This window comes from Brevibacillus centrosporus, from assembly GCF_003710815.1.
Lineage (GTDB): Bacteria > Bacillota > Bacilli > Brevibacillales > Brevibacillaceae > Brevibacillus > Brevibacillus centrosporus.
Window position 1 is genome coordinate 50,098 of the sequence record NZ_RHHP01000003.1, and the last position, 16,999, is coordinate 67,096.

The following is a 16,999-nucleotide window of genomic DNA, read 5'->3' on the forward strand; positions in this document are numbered from 1 at the left end:
CCTCTATCACTTTTGCAAGATGGACGGCTTGATTTCGCGATAAGCTTTTTGCAGGATCGAGTAGCTCTGCTTCTTACGTTCGTGATAGCGTACTTGCTCCCATGTCGGCCACGAATAGAGAGGAAGCTCGGTGACCCGAAACGGATTCGGCGACTCTGGCAGACTCGTCGTCTGCGGCTTCTCCCGATTGACAATCCACGGCAAGACACGAATTCCTTTCGTCGTCACTGTTTTGAACGTCTTGCCTTCTCCCTGATAGCTCATGACCGCAAGCGAGCTCGGATCCGTAAAACCGAGGAGCATCCACGGCACGCGCATCTCCACGACCTTGCCTTTTGCTTGCCACGCTGCCAACGAGTTGTAGTTGGGATCTTCGGAATTGGATGTCCCTTGCAGCAGCTTCCCTGCATCTACTTCTTCCATCGGGTAGTATTTTTTGCTATCTGGCGGCTCCATCTCAAGTCCCACCGCCAGCTTCCACGGTTTGAACACCCCGGAGTCATCTCGCTGCTCCTCTTCTTTGAGAGGAAGCATTCCGTACGCTTTTCCGTAAAGCCGCGTGTGGAAATCGTAGTTGGAGGCGATCCGCACCTCACTCTCGTCGTCCTTCCCCAAGCGGATGAGCGTCTCCAGCCCTTCATCGAGCTTGGTCCCGCCGAGCTCCGGTGCGTGGCGATTTCCGCCTGGCGTTGTGTCTACCCCGAAGTAGAGCTGTTCCTTTTGCGGATCAAACGAATGATCCAGCTGCGCCATCAGATAGACATAGCCTTCGTCGTGCGCCATCCATATTTCCTCAAAACCTGGAAGGGAGAGGTTGAGCTTCTGCTTTTCCTCTGGCTGCAGCTTGTCCCAGTCCGATCGTTCCCCATCGATGTTCAGCACACCATCCTTGTTTGGGTACATTCCCAAAATTCCAAACAGCGATTCGTTCGTCAGCACGTTGACCCAAAAGGAACGGCGATCCTCCGGCAGCTCAAAGCGCATCGTATTCCAGGTCTTTTTAAACCACTCATCCTGCCATGCAAACACGATTCCGCCTGCGTAGCCTTCCTCGCCGATTTCCTTCAGCAAGGCTGCATTAATCTCGCCTTGCTCCTTTTCGGTATGTCCGCCTTGATCTCGCCCGAGGTTGCCCAAATGTGCGATTCCCCAGGAGGCAGGAACACCGAACTCCGTCACCAGAATGGGCAGATCTTTGTGATAGGCTTTCAATTGGCGTAAATAAGCTTTGTAGGTATCGATCTCTCCTGCCTCGTTCTTCACCTGCTGCAGCGCTGTATCGTGTCTGAACAAGTCTGGATAGTACGGATAAACGTGATAGGAAGCGAAGTAGCCCGCCTCCCACGAAGCCGCCTTTACGTGCGTAGGGTCTACACTAACCAGGTCTTCCTGGTAGAGCGGCTCTCCCGGATGAGACAGCGGATCGGTTGTTACCCAATTCGTGAAGGTCATCGGGTGCTGCCAGCCTTGCTTGCTCTCCTCTTTTGCAACCGTATCTACCATCTCGGCCAGCCATGCTTCAAATGCAGTAGACTGCTCCGTAGTTCGGAAATAGGCACCTTGATAGGATGCTGACTTGGCATGGAGCTTGTTCGTATTCTGCACCATCACGGGATCCCATTCCGTTCCTGTGTGCCAGCCGATGAGATACTGACCCGCATTTGCCGTGTATTTCCCGCTTGCCTTCCCTTGTTTTTCGGGCAGTGTAATGTCTCCGTATACCGCCCCTACTGCATCCTGAATCTCGTGTCGAAACTCCTCTCGAATCTCAGGCAGGTAGGCGTCCTTCTTTTCGATGAGCATCTCCTCTGGGCTCCAAATCCCTTGCATTAAATAGAGAGGCTCTCCCTCCTTTTGGCGATTGTAGGAAACCAGTGCTTCATAGAAAGCAGGAGGATGAATTGTATACACCCGGATGACGTTGGCTCCCATCTCGTCAATCATGGCGAACCAGCGCAGGTAATCTTCTTTTGTAATTGGCAGCTCACCGGGATAATGACCGGGTAACGATGCCCCTAAATTCACCCCTTTTACAAAAAACGGCTGCCATTTCTGATCTTGATAAACTTCAATCTGGTCTCCCGTGGTGCGGAATTTCATATGGAACCCGCTTGCTGACTCCATACTCTCGACGCGGCTGCTATCCCAATACCACCAGAGATAGCTTATGCCTGCCACCATCAAGACGGTGAGACTCACCCATTTCACGCGACTTTTCTTTTGTTTCACACCCGTCAACCTCCGATTCATCGCCTAGCGCTTCTGATCAAATCAGCGGGCCTACCGACATAGTCATTGTAAACATAGGGACAAAAGCCTTCCCATAAGCTGAAATCACTATTATGCTTTTGTGAATGTTGTAACCAAAATGTAATATTCCATCGCAATAACCCAAATTGTCCTACGTTTTTTGGCGGTAAGTCCTGCAACCTCCCCTGCCATCCGTACCAGAACTTTTTGTAATTAGGTACATATGCTTGAGCCTTTTTTTTCCTGATCTCAAAGAAAAATGGTAGGTTGCTACCAACTAAAAAAATGGTTGTAAAGATTTCATGACCCTTTCTGTACGCTCTGTATGAACCTTTTTATCCGAACGCAAAAAATCCGTTGCCTTTTCTGGCAACGGATTCTCCTATTTATGTGAGATTTACTTGTACGTCCTACCTAATTTGAAAAGCTTCCCAGCATACGACCAGTTCGCAAGGCGCATCTCCCCCTATGCAAAGCTGGCAGGATCTGTGATTTTCGTCTAGGAACCGATTGCAAATACGGACGTGCAGTTCTTTCCTCTGCGCTTGGAGCGGTATAAAGCCTCGTCGGCAGCTCGCTTCAAGCCGTCAGCCGTGTTTGCATCAGCCGGAAAACGGGCGATTCCCACACTCACGCCAATCGGAATAACGCCGTCCTCCAGCACGAGTGGATGCGCGTGCAGATAATCTCGAATCGCCTGTACCTTTTCCTCTGCCTCTTTCAGGGTAGCTCCCGGCGAGAGGAGCATAAACTCATCTCCCGCATAGCGATAAGCGGAGTCCCTGTTGCCCAGGTTCACCTTCATTGCCTCCGCGATACGCCTGATCAGCTCGTCTCCGGAATGATGGCCATACTGATCGTTTACCGATTTCAAGTTATCGGAATCAAGCATGATCAAAGCAACAGAGGAACCGTCCTCGCCAAGCAGCTTTTCCAGCTCATTGTGAAAAGCTCGGTAATTACAGATCCCCGTCAGCTCATCCATAAACGACATCTGATACACGCGCTCGTACAATCTCGCTGTCTCGATCGCACTGGCTACCTGGAAGCCAATGATTTTGAGCAGCTCCTCATGCTCCTTTTTGTACGCGAACTCCCGATAGGACTGCGCGGAAATGACACCCTTCACCTGATTCCCCAGCATGAGAGGAACAAAAATACACGTGCTGGTGTCGATTTCCGGGCTGCCCCAGCGAATCATCTCCGGTTCGCTCGGCTCCTCTGCCCTGGATCGGATGTGAATGGTCTGCCTCGTATCGATGACATGAGAGATCATTCCTTGTCCGTACGGAACGGTGATCGGCCCGTAGTTTATCCCGCTATCGATGCTGATCGGTATGCGAATCTCGCTGTCTCCCTCGTCAAAAAAGGCGATGAAAAAAGCATCCGCCCGCATGACTCTGGAGACTAGCTCAAATGCTTTCCATAAAATCTTGCTCTCTTCAAATGTTTTCGCAAAGATGTGGCTGAGATCGTGCAAGATCTTCATGTGCTCCGATATCCACAGCATCTCGGTCACTCTACCTTGCAGCTCCCCGATCTGCTTCATGACGGTCCCGTGAAGACGGCTATCCTCTTTGGAGAGAATCGCTTCCAGCTCACTTGCGACCGCTTCGATCTCCCGGCAATCCACTTCTTCGATACGGCTCAGCCATTGGCTATAACGTTCCAACAACTGCCGTGCATATGCTTCTCTTACAGCGAAGTCGTCATGCATGTACACCCCTCCGGCTTGGGTAGCTTACATTTTTTTCTCATGATATCGCTCGACAGCAGCACGGATCGCTTGCAAAACAGCCCCCTGACCTGGTGCCAGAAATCGCTCCTGCACGACTTGCGTTATTTCCTGCATGCCTCCTGCTACAGATTTTCCTATCAGCAGTGCAACGAGAAACTCGCTCGTCTTGTCCATGACAAATGTAAAGCTAGCATCGCAAATCACATCATGATCCATGTCAATAATGAGTACACAGCCTATCATGGTGGAAACTTCATAGAGGGAGGTTCCTTTTGGAATTTGGGCAAAGCCCGCTGTCAGAACTGTCTTTTTCCCAGCATGATCAGCCATTTTTCGCTCCTCCCTCCCCATCTCTCATCCCCTGTTCTGCTTATCCATGAACAGGCAAGGACACTTCAACCGTAGTCCCTTGTCCGAGAACACTCGTCAGCCGCAGAGTCCCCCTGTGGTTTTCAATAATTCTACGGCTGACCATCAAGCCGAGGCCCGTACCTGACTCCTTAGTGGTAAAAAAGGCCTCGCCCAGCCTCGCCAGCTGATGAGGGGGAATCCCTACCCCGTTGTCCTCGAAGCGGATCACGGCTCGGTTGTCCTCGCAGCGCAGGCGCACGACGATCTCTCCGCCCCCCTGCATCGCTTCTATCCCATTTTTCAGAAAGTTGATAAAGGCCTGCTTGAGATGATTCTCATCACAGCGAATCATCGGCATTTCCGTCTCAAAGATCACTTGAATCATTACTTTTCGCAAAATCGCTTCTGTCTCCAGCAACGCCACCACATGACTGACCAGGTTAGATAAATCACGAGTCTCGAATGCAGCTTCGTGCGGCTTTGCCAAAACCAACAATTCATTGACGATCAATTCAATCCGAACAAGCTCAGAGCTCATGATGGAAAAATATTCAGCTTTTCTCATTCCATCTTTCTGCATCAATTGAACGAATCCTTTTAAGGATGTTAAAGGATTACGTATTTCATGTGCAATCCCCGCAGCCAGCTGCCCTACTAAAGCAAGCTTTTCCGAGTTTTGCAAAAATTCCTGCGCCCTTTTCCGCTCGGTAATATCGCGGATTAACAAATAACAAGACGGCTTCCCCGATATGACTGCGTACGTCCCGAGCACCTCCGCATCGATCATGATCCCATCCATGCGAATCAACTCTATCTCGAGAGGATGAACCGTCTCTCCACGCTCGGTCCGCTTCAACAGATCATCTACTACAGGGATGTCATGCGGGTGAAACAGCGAGAAAAAGGGCGTCTGCAGAACCCTGTTCAAATGCGGAGCACCTACCAGCTTCACACCGACCTGATTGGCATACTGCAAGCTGCCCGAGCGATAAATAAACACGCCCTCCTTGGATAAATCCGCAGACGCACACGACTCGCTGTCATTCCTCGTGCCCATGATCTCCTGGACAATCGCAAAATACCCGACAACTTCGCCATCTGTTTGGAACGAATCAAAAGTAATGCTCACTTGTACCGCATAATCAGTCTGATGCGCCAAATACGTACAAAATGGCCGCGGCTTTCCCTCCATGGCAAACTGGGTCTGTAATCTCACCATTTCCCTTTCTTCGGGGATCGCTAAACTCCAAAATGGCTTGCGCTCCCATTGCCACGGATCATATCCTGTCAAAGACTTACAAGCAGGGTTGCCGGTAAAAACCATGCCTGTCCGATCTAATAGAAAGGCTGCCTGGCCCAATTGGTCAAAGAAGGAGCGATAGAAAAGACCGCTCCTGATGCCACTCTCCAACAAGTCTCTCATCGTTTCCCTCCTCCTGGGACAAGAAAACGGCTACCCCAATGTAAAGGAAATAGCCTTACCCGCTCTCAATCCAGCTTTCATACCCAATATTACCCTATTCCCTGTGCTGTTTCCATCCCTTCCCATCGGAAAATATGCTGGAATCATTTTCGATAGACATAGAGAATGCCAGATTTCCAGATCAGACCGTCCAGGAAAAATCCTATTGAATAGGGAGAGAGTTCTTCTGAACGGCGAGAAGCAGCGTTATCGCTCCCAAAACGCGAAGAATCGGCTCAGCAAAAAAAGAGAGCGGCCACCCCAAATACAAATCCCATCCCTGTCTTAGGCTGTGGCCTCTTCTATTTTTCCTGCGCCGATGCTCAAAGTGATGAATGAAGAAACCGAAACCGATATCCCCGCTGCCGTAATATTCGCCATGAACACAAGTATCATGGCATTCACTAACCTCTGCGGCGATGTCAGGATCAGGCCGATCCTTGCTCGCCTAGCACATCCTCGATTGCGGGACGAACCTTGCTGCCTGCGCGCTGCAGTCTTTCCGCTGCCTCAGCGCGAGGCAAGCCTGATTTTTGCATCACGATTGCCAGCTTGACGTCCCCCATTGCCTCTGTAATCAGGCGCTCTGCTTCTGGATAGTCGACCCCTGTGACCTGCATGACAATATGTTTTGCTCTTTCCTTTAGCTTGTGATTGGTCGCCTGCACATTGACCATCCAGTTGCCGTATACTTTGCCTACACGGACCATGCTTGCGGTCGTCAGCATGTTCAGAACCATCTTGGTGGCACTGCCCGCTTTGAGTCGGGTCGATCCGGTCACGACCTCGGGACCTACTGACAGATTGATGCAAACATCCGCCTCCTGATTAATATCGGAATCGGGATTGCACGAGAGAGAAATCGTGACAGCAGATCGTGCCCTCGCCTCGGCCAAAGCGCCGATGACATATGGGGTTCGACCGCTCGCTGCTATGCCGACAACAACGTCTCCTGCCTGCACACCTCTTTCCCGGATGTCCTCCTGGCCGAGTGCAAGCGAGTCCTCGGCTCCTTCTACTGCGATCGTGAGCGCTGCGGGACCTCCTGCGATAATTCCCTGTATGAGAGCAGGATCTGTGCCAAAGGTTGGCGGGCATTCCGCTGCATCCAGCACACCGAGTCGGCCACTCGTGCCGGCTCCGATGTAAAACAGGCGCCCTCCGTTGTTCAACGCCTCGGCAATCAGCTCAACCGCTTGCGCTACTTCCGGCAGCACTTGCTGTACAGCCTGCGCGACCTTTTGATCCTCTTGATTCATCAATGTCACGATTTCGAGCGTGGACATCTGATCCAATTGCTCACTTGCAGCATTTCGCATTTCTGTCTGGAGTTGGTGCAAGTTTTCTCCCACTGCCTTCACTCCTCTTCTGATACCCTACCACTCAGCTGCAGCTGGTGTTGGATGTCTGCATGTATGGTCCATCCTGCCCTCTTCATGGCAGCGACTAGAGCACCTACTACTGGCGCCACATTTGGAATTCGGGCTTCAAAGGTCGCTTTTAGAAGCAGTTCTTCGCGCAGTCGCGTATTCGCCGTGAGCAGCCCTCCCGCGAGCACGACAGGCAAAAGGCTCTCTATTTTCCTTTGGCAGGCGGAGGCGAGCTCCTGCAAATCATCGGCTGCCAAAGAAATCAGCTCGCAAGCAATCGGATCGCCAAGTCTCGCCGCTTTTTCCACCAGCGTGCTGGTATCCGCCAGGTCCTTTCGGGGATTGCTCGCTCCGTAAATGCAGGCAATCAGCTCCTCGGGACGGCTCACTTGGTAATGCTCGAGATAGAGTTCGGTGAGCAGCGTCTCTGCTCCACGGCCATCCGACGCCCGCATCACGGCAACTGCTGCCCTGCGACCCAAGTCAAAGCCGCTCCCCTCATCTCCGACCAGATAGCCCCAGCCACCTGTGCGATACCTCTTGCCTTGCTGCGTGACCGCATAAGCGATCGACCCCGTGCCCGCGATCAGCACGATCCCCGGCTCCCCCCAGGTTCCCGCGTAAAGAGCAGCTACCGCGTCGTTGTCGAGCAGCAGTCGCTCCCCCCATTCGGCTCCAAATTCCGCCTGCAGCCGCTTCGTGATTTCTGGACGATCCGCTCCTGCAAGTCCGAGATAGACCGCTGCTACCTCTTCTTTTTTCACCCCTGCGTCTTTCATGACCTCGCTTATAAGCTGGCGAATCGTGGACGCTACATCCTCAAAGGAGCGAGAGAGCGGATTGCTCGCTTCGCCGTCAACGATTGCCTTGATTTCCCCTTTGTCATTGCAAATAGCGGCTCTCGTCTTGGTCCCTCCGCCATCAAGCGCGATAAACCATTGCGATTGATTATTTGACTGCACCAGCTGTCAACCCCTCCATGAACTGCTTGGACGCCATGAGGAACACGCCGATCATCGGCAACGCAGACAGCGTGAGTCCCGCAAACAGCAGGCTCCAGTCCGTTTCATACTCGCCAAACAACACCATCATGCCAACCGGAATCGTTTTTAAGGTATCTTCCTGGATGAATATCAAGGGAAAGAAAAAGTCGTTCCAGGCGTGGATGAAGTTGATGATGACAACCGTTGCCAGCGCAGGACGTATCAACGGCAAAAGCACGCGCCAAAAGACTTGAAAGTTGTTGCAGCCATCGATTCGCGCCGCCTCCTCCAGCTCTACGGGCAGCGTTCGGAAAAAACCGGTCAAAATAAAAACCGCCACTGGAATCCCGCTCGCCGTGTAAATGAGGATGAGCGACCAGAGGGAATTGAGCAAGCTCAAGCTTTTCATCAATAGAAACAACGGCACAATCCCCAGCTTGACCGGAATCATCAGTCCCAGGAGAAACACGAAGTAGAGCGCGGCTGTCCACTTGAAGGAAAAGCGCGCCAGGTAAAAAGCAGCCATGGCTGAAAAGATCGTGATCAAAAGGACAGACATCAGGCTGACGAAGATGCTGTTCCACAGAAAGTCAGCAAAAGGAACGACTTCCCACAGCTTTTGGTACGTCTCAAAGCTGAACGCTTTCGGCAGCGACAGTGGGCTTGTAAATATTTCCATATTTGTTTTGAACGAGGAGGCAACCATCAAGACGATCGGATATAGTGCTACCAACATAAACAGATACGCGACCACGTATTGCACGGCTTTGCCACCCATGCTCGTTTTCAAATGGATCTCCCCCTTTCTCGCCAAGCAGTACGTCTCAATGCTGGACCTCACGCTTGCGCATCAGGTAGACGGAGATCGCCGACACCGATGCTACGATAATGAACAGTACGACAGCCAGCGCCGAGCCAAGACCGAGGGCGGTTTCCCCTGCACCACCACTGCCTCCGAACGCCATGCGGTAAAAATAGACAGCCAGTGTGTCCGTAGAATAAAATGGTTCCCCCATGGATCCTTGCATCGCGTATACCAGCTCGAAGGCTTCGAAGGCCTGAATAAACGTAAAGACAGTCATAATGGTGATCGAAGGCATGCACAGCGGCAGAATGATCCTCCAGAGCATCGTCAAGCCTCTAGCTCCATCCAGCCTCGCTGCCTCGATCAGCTCCTCCGGAATAGATTGCAGCCCCGCCAGAAAGATCAGCATGGCAAAACCGACACCGAACCAGCAGTTGACGAGGATGATGGCCATCAGAGCCGTATCCGGGTCTCCCAGCCACGGCTTCGCCCAGTCCGCGAGCCCGACGCTCGTCAGCACGCTGTTTAACGCACCGTAGTTCGGATTAAAAATCAGCTTCCACAAAAATCCGATGACGATCACAGACAACAGGCGTGGCATGAAATAGGCGATCTTTAAAAATCCTGCGCCGCGAATTTTCCGGTAAATAAAGAAGGCTAGCATAAAGCCAATCCCGTTTTGTACCACCATCTCAACCACGAAATACAGGACGTTATGGCTCAATGCATTCCAGAACATTTCATTGAAGGGCTCCACCGTGAACAAGGTTGCAAAGTTTTTTAGACCAATGAACGCACCGCGCTTGATCCCTTGCCAATCGTACAAGCTGTAAACAAAGGCAGAAAAAATCGGGTAGACCAGAAAAACGAGATAAATGGCCAGAGCCGGAAGCGGAAACAGGTGGATCAACCAGCTTCTTCGTCTCTTTGGCCGGATGGATTGACTGTCTGTAGCGATGGTACCCACCCCTTTCTGTAGAGACGGAGGGAAAAGCCAGCTCTCCCCTCCGCATCCTACCCAAGCGCCCTTATTTTTTAAACGGTTCAAACCACGTTGCGGCCGATTTCTGTACTTCATCCACGACCTGCTCCGGTGTCAATTTGTTCAGGTACATCCCCTGAAGGGCATTCTCCAACGTTTTCTTGGTTGTTGGATTGCCTTCCGAGAAATGAACGATCATCAAGTAAGGAGTCGCGTTTGTTTGCGTCAGCTCTGTCAGTCGGTTTACGAGTGGATCCTCTGCGGATACTCCCGGAATCGGGCTGATCATTTTGAACTGGTTCGCATACAATTCACCAAACTTTTTGGTAGTCATAAACTCCATGAATTTCAACGCTTCCGCCTTGTGCTTCGATTTTGCGTTCACCGCGTAAGAGCCATCTACCCATGTCGTGATGACCTGTTTGCCATCATCCGTAGGCATCGGGAAAAAGTCCAGCTGCAAGTCCGGATTCAGCTTCTTGATCCCTTCCATTTCAAAGCTTCCGTTGATAAACATGGCAGCTTTGCCAGTGGCAAACAAAGTCCGCATATCATTTAGCTCAAGCCCAACAAAATTTTCCGGGAAATAAGGAATCAGTTCCTGCATGCGTTGAATAGACTTGAGGAATTCTGGGCTCTTCAGGTCGCTTTCGCCCTTTAACAATTTGTCCATGTAGCCATTTGTAAAGCTCGCGGGTGCAATGACACCGTGGCTCAGGGAAAGCAGCCAGCCTTCTTTTGCTCCAAAGGAGATGGGGATGATGCCTTTTTCTTTCAGAGCTTTTGAGGCAGCAATCAGCTCATCCCAGCTCTTCGGTATACTCACACCGTTGTCGTCAAAGATTTTTTTGTTGTAGAAGAACTGTGTAGTACTGAGCGTCAGCGGAACTCCGTATACTTTTCCATCTTTGCCTGTCGCACCCGCTAGTACCTCTTTCGGAATGTTGCTGATGCCAGGAAGGTTGTCGAGCGGCTCTAAATATCCGGCTGTAGCCAGGGCAGCACCTGTCGCATACGGGCGGAGCTGCAGGATGTCAGGACCGCTGTCGCTTTGCAGTGCCGTGTTTAAGATCGTGTTGTACTCCGTTGCCTTGAAAGGCTTGAAATCAATCTTGATATTCGGATTCTCTGCCTCAAATGCAGCAATGAGCTTGGCATAGCCCTCTGTGTCCTCCACACGCCAGCTATGCATGGACAATGTGACCTGCTGGCCTCCCCCTGCTTGATTCCCCCCTGAGTTGTTTCCTGGATCACTTGATGGCTTCGCCTCGTTTCCTCCGCCACCACTGCAGCCTGTCAGTGCCAGGGCAGCTGCGAGCACGACTGATGCTGCTGTGTGTAACCGAAATCGCTTCATACCTAACCCTCCCCCATTTTTCTCATGCCTTATTGTGACTCATGCTCTATCAAGTCAAGCCCGCTTTAAGTGGGCTGTGACTGCATCGTGAATCATTGGCCGCAGCCGCCGCAATTGATTATCGCGCCCTAGATGTACTGCGTTTGTAAGAAAAATGACGGCCCACTCGTGTACAGGGTCGATCCAGATGCTCGTTCCTGTAAATCCGGTGTGACCGTAGCTGTCCGGATGAAAGGTAGAACCGCAGCTGAGAGGATGGCTGGGATCGTTGGACTGCCAGCAATACCCTCTGCGCTCTGTTCCTGCAGGTGTCTGACAGCGAATAGCAGCCGCTCGCCACTCTTTGCTGATGATGGCGCGATCCTCGTCCATCCAGCTTTGTGCGTACCGAGCCAAATCGTCTGCTGTCGCAAACAGCCCGGCATGTCCGGCGATTCCGCCCATCACGAAGGCCTTCTCGTCGTGAACCTCTCCGACGATGTACGCCCCCGTGAGTGAATCAAACTCTGTATTGGCAATATTTTTTATAGAATGATTATTCGGACAATAAAGAGTATGATTCATCCCAAGCGGCGCGAAGACGCGCTGGGTCACAAACTGATCAAGCCGCACACCCGTTACCTTTTCAATCAAAAGGCCGAGCCAGATCATCCCCAGATCACTGTAGATGACCTTTTTTCCGGGTTCTTGGAGAAGCTTCTGCTGATACAGCAGGTCTGGCAGCAGAATTTGGCTTTTGCGCGTACGCTCCTCGAGGTCGGCAGGAAGACCGGACGTATGGGTAAGCAGCTGAGCAATGGTGATTGCCTTTTTGTCAGTAGGGCAATCGGGAAAGAAATATCCGATCGGGTCCTCCAATCGGATCTTCTCTTCTTGCAGCAAGAGCAGGAGGGCTGGCAGCGTCGCCGTTACCTTCGTCAGGGAAGCCAGATCGTACAGCGTCTCTCGTGTGACTGGCTGGCTTTTATCCACACTTGTAGTGCCTACATCGCAGGAGAAGGCTAGCTCACTCCCCTGCAAGACGCGCAGGGCTGCTCCTGGAAGCCACCCTTTGTCCACCCACTCCTGCAGCAAATCCTTCACATCGTCCATAGCCTCTTCCCCCTCAATTGGATGAGCGTTTTGTCCGACTCACAGCTACGCGCGTTTTTTCCAACAGCAAAATGACGTCCTCCTGCTTGCGGCTGACCATGGCGATGAACAAAATGTCGATTACATTCAGCTGAGCAATCCGCGATGCCATTGCGCCGCTGCGCACGCTTTTCTCGACCGAGCTGGTAAACAGCCGAATACTTGCCAAATCCGCCACAGGCGATGAGCCGAACTTCGTCAGACTGATGATCGTCGCCCCCTGTTGCTTGGCCTCCGTCAGTGATTGGATAATATCCTCCGTTTGGCCGGAGTAGGAAATGCCAAATGCCACGTCCTGCTCCGTCAAATTGACGGCAGAAGTCAATTGGGCATGAAAATCGGAATAGGCTTCGCACCACAGATTGATGCGGGAAAGCTTTTGTTTGATATCGTCAGCGATTACCGCAGATGCCCCTACACCATACACGTCAATCTTCCGCGCCCGGGACAAAGCGTCAGCAGCCCGCATGACTTCTTCACTGGACAGAACAGACAGGGTATCCTGGATCGATTGGATATTATTCCAGCTTACGGCCTGCATGATGGAATCGACCGAGCCCTCCATCATGATTTCCTGGTAGCTGCCGACTGCGGATGTCTGCTTGTTCAAATCACCTGCAATACGCAGCTTGAGCTCCTGGTAGCCTTTCATATTCAAGGATCGAGCCAGTCGAATGATGGTCGCTTCGGATACGCCGCTCAGCTCCGCCAGCTTTTGCACAGACAGTTTTACTACGTCTTCTGGATGAGCCAGAATGAACTGAGCCACTTTTCTCTCAGATGGCTTCAACTCGTCCAATATCGCTTGTAGACTGACAAGACCCCCATTTAGCATAAATGACACCGCTTTCTCCAGATCTTACCTCTCATTTTATGAAGCAATATTTCTTTAGTCAACCATTATCTAATAAACAATATTTCAAAAGTAGGAAAATAATGACTTCTCTGTCGATTCTCCCTCTTGACCTTTCCGTCACGTGGAGCCTTACGCTCAGTACCAGAACGTGAATGAAGGAGGATTTTTCATATGAATAGCAGGAAACGTTTCGTAATCAAAGGGTGCCAGATCCTCACAATGGTCCGGGGAGACCAGCCATTCTTCGGAGACTTGCTCATCGAAGGCGGATACATCACCCGCATCGCAGCATCCATCGATGAACAGGCGGATCATGTCATCGACGGGATTGGCAAGGTCGCGATGCCCGGGCTGATCAACGCCCACAACCATGCCGGGATGTCCTTGCTGCGCGGCTTTTCTGATGACTTGAAGCTGATGGATTGGCTGGACAAAAAAATGCTACCTGCCGAAGCTCGGATGACCAAGGAAGACATCTATTGGGGAACCATGCTCAGTGCTGCGGAAATGATCGCTTCCGGCACAACTGCCTTTGCTGATATGTACGTACAGATGGATGCTGTCGCACAGGCTGTCGTGGACAGCGGTATGCGTGCTGCGCTGACTCGCGGGCTCGTTTTTCTGGAGGATGACGGTGGGCAGCGTATGAAAGAAGCCCTCGATCTCATTGAAAGCTGGACAGGCGCTGGCGACGGACGCATTACGACCATGCTCGGCCCGCATGCTCCCTACACCTGCCCCCCTCAGCCTTTGAAAGAAGTGATCGATCTGGCGCGAAGCCGGAATATCCCGATCCACATTCATCTGGCAGAGACGGTCGAGGAAGTGGAAAAAATCAGTGAGCGGTATCAAAGGACGCCAACGGAATACTTGCATGAGCTGGGACTTTTCGCAGGCAATCACGTCCTGCTCGCCCACGGTGTTCACCTCACACAGGCGGACATAAAGCTCTTGTGCGGCATGCGCGGCGGGGTGTCGCATAACCCCGTCAGCAATCTCAAGCTGGCTTGCGGCATCGCTCCCATCCGCGGGATGATCGAGCAGGGAATTACGGTCGGTATAGGGACAGATGGAGCTGGGAGCGCAACGACGCTCGACATGTTTGCCGAAATCAAGGCTGCGGCGTGGATGCAAAAGCTGGACGCCGGTGATCCAACCGTCCTGCCCGCTGAGCAAGCCATGCGCATGGCGACGATCGAAAGCGCCAAGCTGCTCAGGATCGACTCGGAGGTAGGTACATTGGAGGTCGGAAAACGCGCTGATCTCATTCTCATCGACCTGAACAAACCGCATTTGCAGCCTGTGCACGACCTCTACTCCCTGATCGCCTACAGCGCCACCGGAGCCGATGTCGACACGACCATCGTCAACGGTCAGATCCTCATGCAAGGCCGTCAGCTTCTCAGCCTGTCCTGGGAGGAAACCCGCCTGGAGGCAGCAAAGCGGGCGAAACGATTAGTGTCGGGTTTATAGAACAGATGCCATAGGAGAACCCTTTATGGAGCCTTATGCTTATCCGTATTAGAAAACTTGGCTCCGCCAAGCTTTGCGGTGGAGGCTTAGTACCCAAAGGGCACAAGTCTCGCTAACTCTCTTCGTTCGAAGTCTCACTATGTTGCACTTATACTGGCTAAGAATCTTATAAATTCTTACTGTACAAAAGAAGCCGCCTTCCTCTCGCAAAGGAAGACGGCTTTTCACGCTCGCGTGCCTTACGACAAACGCAACGATTCTCCTGGCTTCAATGCTTTCCCGCGAATATCCTTCTCCGCCAGCTCTGCTACAAACGCTTCGCCATCTTGCTTGATCGGTGGGAAGGTGTCGTAGTGAATCGGAATCACATAATCTGCTTTCACCCACTCTGCAGCTGTCAGTGCATCTTCTGGACCCATCGTGAAGTGGTCACCGATCGGCAGAAAGGCAAGATCGATATCGTGGCGATCACCAATCAGCTTCATATCGCCGAAGAGACCTGTATCCCCTGCATGGTAGACGGTTTTGCCACCGATTTCAATGACAAAGCCACCTGGCATTCCCATGTACACGATCTGTTTTTGATCGTCCAAAACAACCCCTGAGCTGTGGAAGGCTTGGGTCATTTTTACTTTACCAAACGGTAGCGTAACCGTTCCGCCGAGGTTCATCCCGATCGTTTTGGCGCCTTGCCAAGCCAAGTAGGTCGCCAGCTCATGCGTCGCCACGATCGTCGCATCATTGGCCTTTGCCAGCTCGACCGCATCCAGAATATGATCCTGGTGACCGTGAGTCAGCAAAATATACTGCACCTGGATGTCTTCCAGCTTTGTTGTCGCCTGACCATTTCCCGTGATGAACGGATCGATCATGATGGAGTGTCCTTCTGCAGTCAATTGAACGGAAGAATGTCCGTGAAACCTTACATCTAACATCGTTTCCCCTACCTTCTTCGTAGTCTTTCAATCTCCCTACTATGTTACCACGAAGGGGGGTGGGAATAAAATCCACTGCACGGGCGCAAATGTGCCGCCATCTCGCCATGCCTTGGCAAAGCCTTAGTTGCACTTATACTGGCTAAGAATCCTATAAATTCTTACTGTACGAAAAAAGCTGCCGATTGCTCGACAGCTCGAGGGACCATGCAGGCTTTGTCAGCATGCCCGGTCTACTCTCTTAGCAGTTAGGGTCGTGTTCGGTTACCGCAATAATTTTGGAATCGCGAATAATGGTCCTGCGATTATTGTCATGCTCGCGGAGGATCAATGTCGTCGATTTTACTTCAACCAGTCGTCCAAAAAAATTGCCACGTACCGTTTCTACTCTTACATTTTTTCCTTGAAGCTTCTTCACCTGGTCACTAAATGCCATAGTCAATCCCTCCTTCTACAGCATCCTATGTACATTTGGCGTAGCCCTACTAGAGCAAAAGCGGAGAAGGACAGAAAATGTACTTGTACCCCTACATCATCTGTCCCGATTCCACGACTTTCATCACAGTCCGCCGGTATTTGTACGAACACTGCAGGAATTTGTCGCACGATTCGTTACAGGAAAACCACCATCTATCCAGAAACCGTATGGAAGATGGAAGGAAGAAAGACTGGAGGGATGAACGATGGGAAATGTCATTGAGCTTGTGGCACGGGAACGCACGTACAGCGGCAGAGAGGTTGCAGAAATGCTGGGGATTGGTGCAAGCACGCTGAGAAAGTGGAGCATGCTGCTCGAACAGCATGGCTACTGGTTTTTGCGAGACAGCCAAAACCGGCGGGAGTACAGGCAGCTGGATGTTGCCGTACTGCAGCGCTTTTACCGTTTAACCAAGGACCAGCTCTTCCCACAGGAGCAAGCGGCCCTCATGGTCGTCAATCATGTGACTGATGGTCCGATGCTTGCACAGCAAGAGACCGCTGTCACACTCGCTCCTGCGTTGAGTGTTCCTGCCTCCGTACCCGCTCCTGTTCAAACCAACAACTGGGAGGAAAAGCTGCATGCCCTTGCCGCTCACGTCCAGCAGCAGGACGCAGCCCATCACGCTTTGGTAGAACGTGTAGAAAAGCAGGAAGCCTATATCCGCTCCAGCCTGAAGGAACGGGATCGACGGTTGCTGAAAGCGATGAACGATATCATGGACGCCAAGGTACAGCTCGCCAAAATGAAGGACGAGCAGCGCAAAACCTCGATCTGGCACAAGCTGTTTCGCATGCAATAGCCAAAGGACAAGAAAAAACCTCCCGT

At 51.8% G+C, this 16,999-nt stretch carries 15 protein-coding genes; 2 read left to right on the top strand and 13 right to left on the bottom strand.

Features of this window, described 5'->3' with window-relative positions; all coding sequences use genetic code 11:
• Window positions 1-6 precede the first annotated feature (6 nt).
• The 11 genes from EDM55_RS04675 to EDM55_RS04725 all read right to left on the bottom strand — a co-directional run bounded on the left by EDM55_RS04675 (window position 7) and on the right by EDM55_RS04725 (window position 13,264).
• Complete coding sequence (locus tag EDM55_RS04675; protein WP_092266141.1) at window positions 7-2,250, bottom strand: hypothetical protein; 2,244 nt, start codon at window positions 2,248-2,250, stop codon at window positions 7-9.
• A 499-nt stretch (window positions 2,251-2,749) separates the two neighbouring features.
• Complete coding sequence (locus EDM55_RS04680) at window positions 2,750-3,967, bottom strand: sensor domain-containing diguanylate cyclase (RefSeq protein WP_092266142.1); 1,218 nt, start codon at window positions 3,965-3,967, stop codon at window positions 2,750-2,752.
• 24 nt (window positions 3,968-3,991) lie between these two features.
• Window positions 3,992-4,318 (bottom strand): DUF3870 domain-containing protein, encoded by a 327-nt coding sequence (locus EDM55_RS04685; RefSeq protein ID WP_092266143.1) that lies wholly within the window; start codon window positions 4,316-4,318, stop codon window positions 3,992-3,994.
• Window positions 4,319-4,358: 40 nt separating this feature from the next.
• Window positions 4,359-5,762, bottom strand: a complete 1,404-nt coding sequence (locus EDM55_RS04690) for an ATP-binding protein (protein ID WP_122959727.1) — start codon at window positions 5,760-5,762, stop codon at window positions 4,359-4,361.
• 467 nt (window positions 5,763-6,229) lie between these two features.
• On the bottom strand, window positions 6,230-7,153 hold the full coding sequence (gene murQ, locus EDM55_RS04695) for an N-acetylmuramic acid 6-phosphate etherase (protein ID WP_092266145.1): 924 nt from the start codon (window positions 7,151-7,153) through the stop codon (window positions 6,230-6,232).
• A gap of 5 nt (window positions 7,154-7,158) precedes the next feature.
• A complete protein-coding gene (locus EDM55_RS04700) occupies window positions 7,159-8,133 on the bottom strand; it encodes an N-acetylglucosamine kinase (protein ID WP_092266146.1) in 975 nt (324 codons plus the stop codon).
• Window positions 8,120-8,944 (bottom strand): carbohydrate ABC transporter permease, encoded by an 825-nt coding sequence (locus EDM55_RS04705; RefSeq protein WP_122959728.1) that lies wholly within the window; start codon window positions 8,942-8,944, stop codon window positions 8,120-8,122. Before EDM55_RS04705 ends, EDM55_RS04700 begins: the two co-directional genes overlap by 14 nt.
• A gap of 34 nt (window positions 8,945-8,978) precedes the next feature.
• The gene (locus EDM55_RS04710; protein WP_122959729.1) at window positions 8,979-10,037 is read right to left on the bottom strand and encodes a carbohydrate ABC transporter permease; all 1,059 of its coding nucleotides are present in this window, start codon (window positions 10,035-10,037) and stop codon (window positions 8,979-8,981) included.
• Window positions 9,988-11,298, bottom strand: a complete 1,311-nt coding sequence (locus EDM55_RS04715; protein ID WP_122959730.1) for an ABC transporter substrate-binding protein — start codon at window positions 11,296-11,298, stop codon at window positions 9,988-9,990. Before EDM55_RS04715 ends, EDM55_RS04710 begins: the two co-directional genes overlap by 50 nt.
• A 54-nt stretch (window positions 11,299-11,352) precedes the next feature.
• Window positions 11,353-12,390, bottom strand: a complete 1,038-nt coding sequence (locus EDM55_RS04720) for a serine hydrolase domain-containing protein (protein WP_122959731.1) — start codon at window positions 12,388-12,390, stop codon at window positions 11,353-11,355.
• Window positions 12,391-12,403: 13 nt separating this feature from the next.
• Entirely contained in the window at window positions 12,404-13,264 is an 861-nt protein-coding gene (locus EDM55_RS04725) for a MurR/RpiR family transcriptional regulator (RefSeq protein ID WP_092266151.1), read from the bottom strand.
• 192 nt (window positions 13,265-13,456) lie between these two features.
• Between EDM55_RS04725 and EDM55_RS04730 the strand changes: the two genes are divergently transcribed.
• Window positions 13,457-14,758 (top strand): amidohydrolase, encoded by a 1,302-nt coding sequence (locus tag EDM55_RS04730; protein ID WP_092266152.1) that lies wholly within the window; start codon window positions 13,457-13,459, stop codon window positions 14,756-14,758.
• A gap of 239 nt (window positions 14,759-14,997) precedes the next feature.
• On the opposite strand, the gene EDM55_RS04735 is transcribed toward EDM55_RS04730, so the two are convergent.
• Together EDM55_RS04735 and EDM55_RS04740 are read right to left on the bottom strand one after the other, a co-directional pair.
• Entirely contained in the window at window positions 14,998-15,693 is a 696-nt protein-coding gene (locus tag EDM55_RS04735; protein WP_122959732.1) for a metal-dependent hydrolase, read from the bottom strand.
• A 241-nt stretch (window positions 15,694-15,934) separates the two neighbouring features.
• Complete coding sequence (locus EDM55_RS04740) at window positions 15,935-16,129, bottom strand: DUF2642 domain-containing protein (protein WP_092266154.1); 195 nt, start codon at window positions 16,127-16,129, stop codon at window positions 15,935-15,937.
• Between the two features lie 247 nt (window positions 16,130-16,376).
• On the opposite strand from EDM55_RS04740, the gene EDM55_RS04745 reads away from it, so the two are divergent.
• Window positions 16,377-16,973, top strand: a complete 597-nt coding sequence (locus tag EDM55_RS04745; RefSeq protein WP_092266155.1) for a MerR family transcriptional regulator — start codon at window positions 16,377-16,379, stop codon at window positions 16,971-16,973.
• The last annotated feature ends 26 nt before the right edge of the window (window positions 16,974-16,999 follow it).

Excerpts from the sequence above, each read along its gene's own strand:
- EDM55_RS04735 (WP_122959732.1), bottom strand. The coding sequence starts at position 15,693 with ATGTTAGATGTAAGGTTTCACGGACATTCTTCCGTTCAATTGACTGCA.
- EDM55_RS04715 (WP_122959730.1), bottom strand. The coding sequence starts at position 11,298 with ATGAAGCGATTTCGGTTACACACAGCAGCATCAGTCGTGCTCGCAGCT.
- EDM55_RS04740 (WP_092266154.1), bottom strand. The coding sequence starts at position 16,129 with ATGGCATTTAGTGACCAGGTGAAGAAGCTTCAAGGAAAAAATGTAAGA.
- EDM55_RS04675 (WP_092266141.1), bottom strand. The coding sequence starts at position 2,250 with ATGAATCGGAGGTTGACGGGTGTGAAACAAAAGAAAAGTCGCGTGAAA.
- EDM55_RS04725 (WP_092266151.1), bottom strand. The coding sequence starts at position 13,264 with ATGCTAAATGGGGGTCTTGTCAGTCTACAAGCGATATTGGACGAGTTG.
- EDM55_RS04730 (WP_092266152.1), top strand. The coding sequence starts at position 13,457 with ATGAATAGCAGGAAACGTTTCGTAATCAAAGGGTGCCAGATCCTCACA.
- EDM55_RS04745 (WP_092266155.1), top strand. The coding sequence starts at position 16,377 with ATGGGAAATGTCATTGAGCTTGTGGCACGGGAACGCACGTACAGCGGC.
- EDM55_RS04710 (WP_122959729.1), bottom strand. The coding sequence starts at position 10,037 with ATGAAGTACAGAAATCGGCCGCAACGTGGTTTGAACCGTTTAAAAAAT.
- EDM55_RS04680 (WP_092266142.1), bottom strand. The coding sequence starts at position 3,967 with ATGCATGACGACTTCGCTGTAAGAGAAGCATATGCACGGCAGTTGTTG.
- EDM55_RS04690 (WP_122959727.1), bottom strand. The coding sequence starts at position 5,762 with ATGAGAGACTTGTTGGAGAGTGGCATCAGGAGCGGTCTTTTCTATCGC.
- EDM55_RS04720 (WP_122959731.1), bottom strand. The coding sequence starts at position 12,390 with ATGGACGATGTGAAGGATTTGCTGCAGGAGTGGGTGGACAAAGGGTGG.
- EDM55_RS04685 (WP_092266143.1), bottom strand. The coding sequence starts at position 4,318 with ATGGCTGATCATGCTGGGAAAAAGACAGTTCTGACAGCGGGCTTTGCC.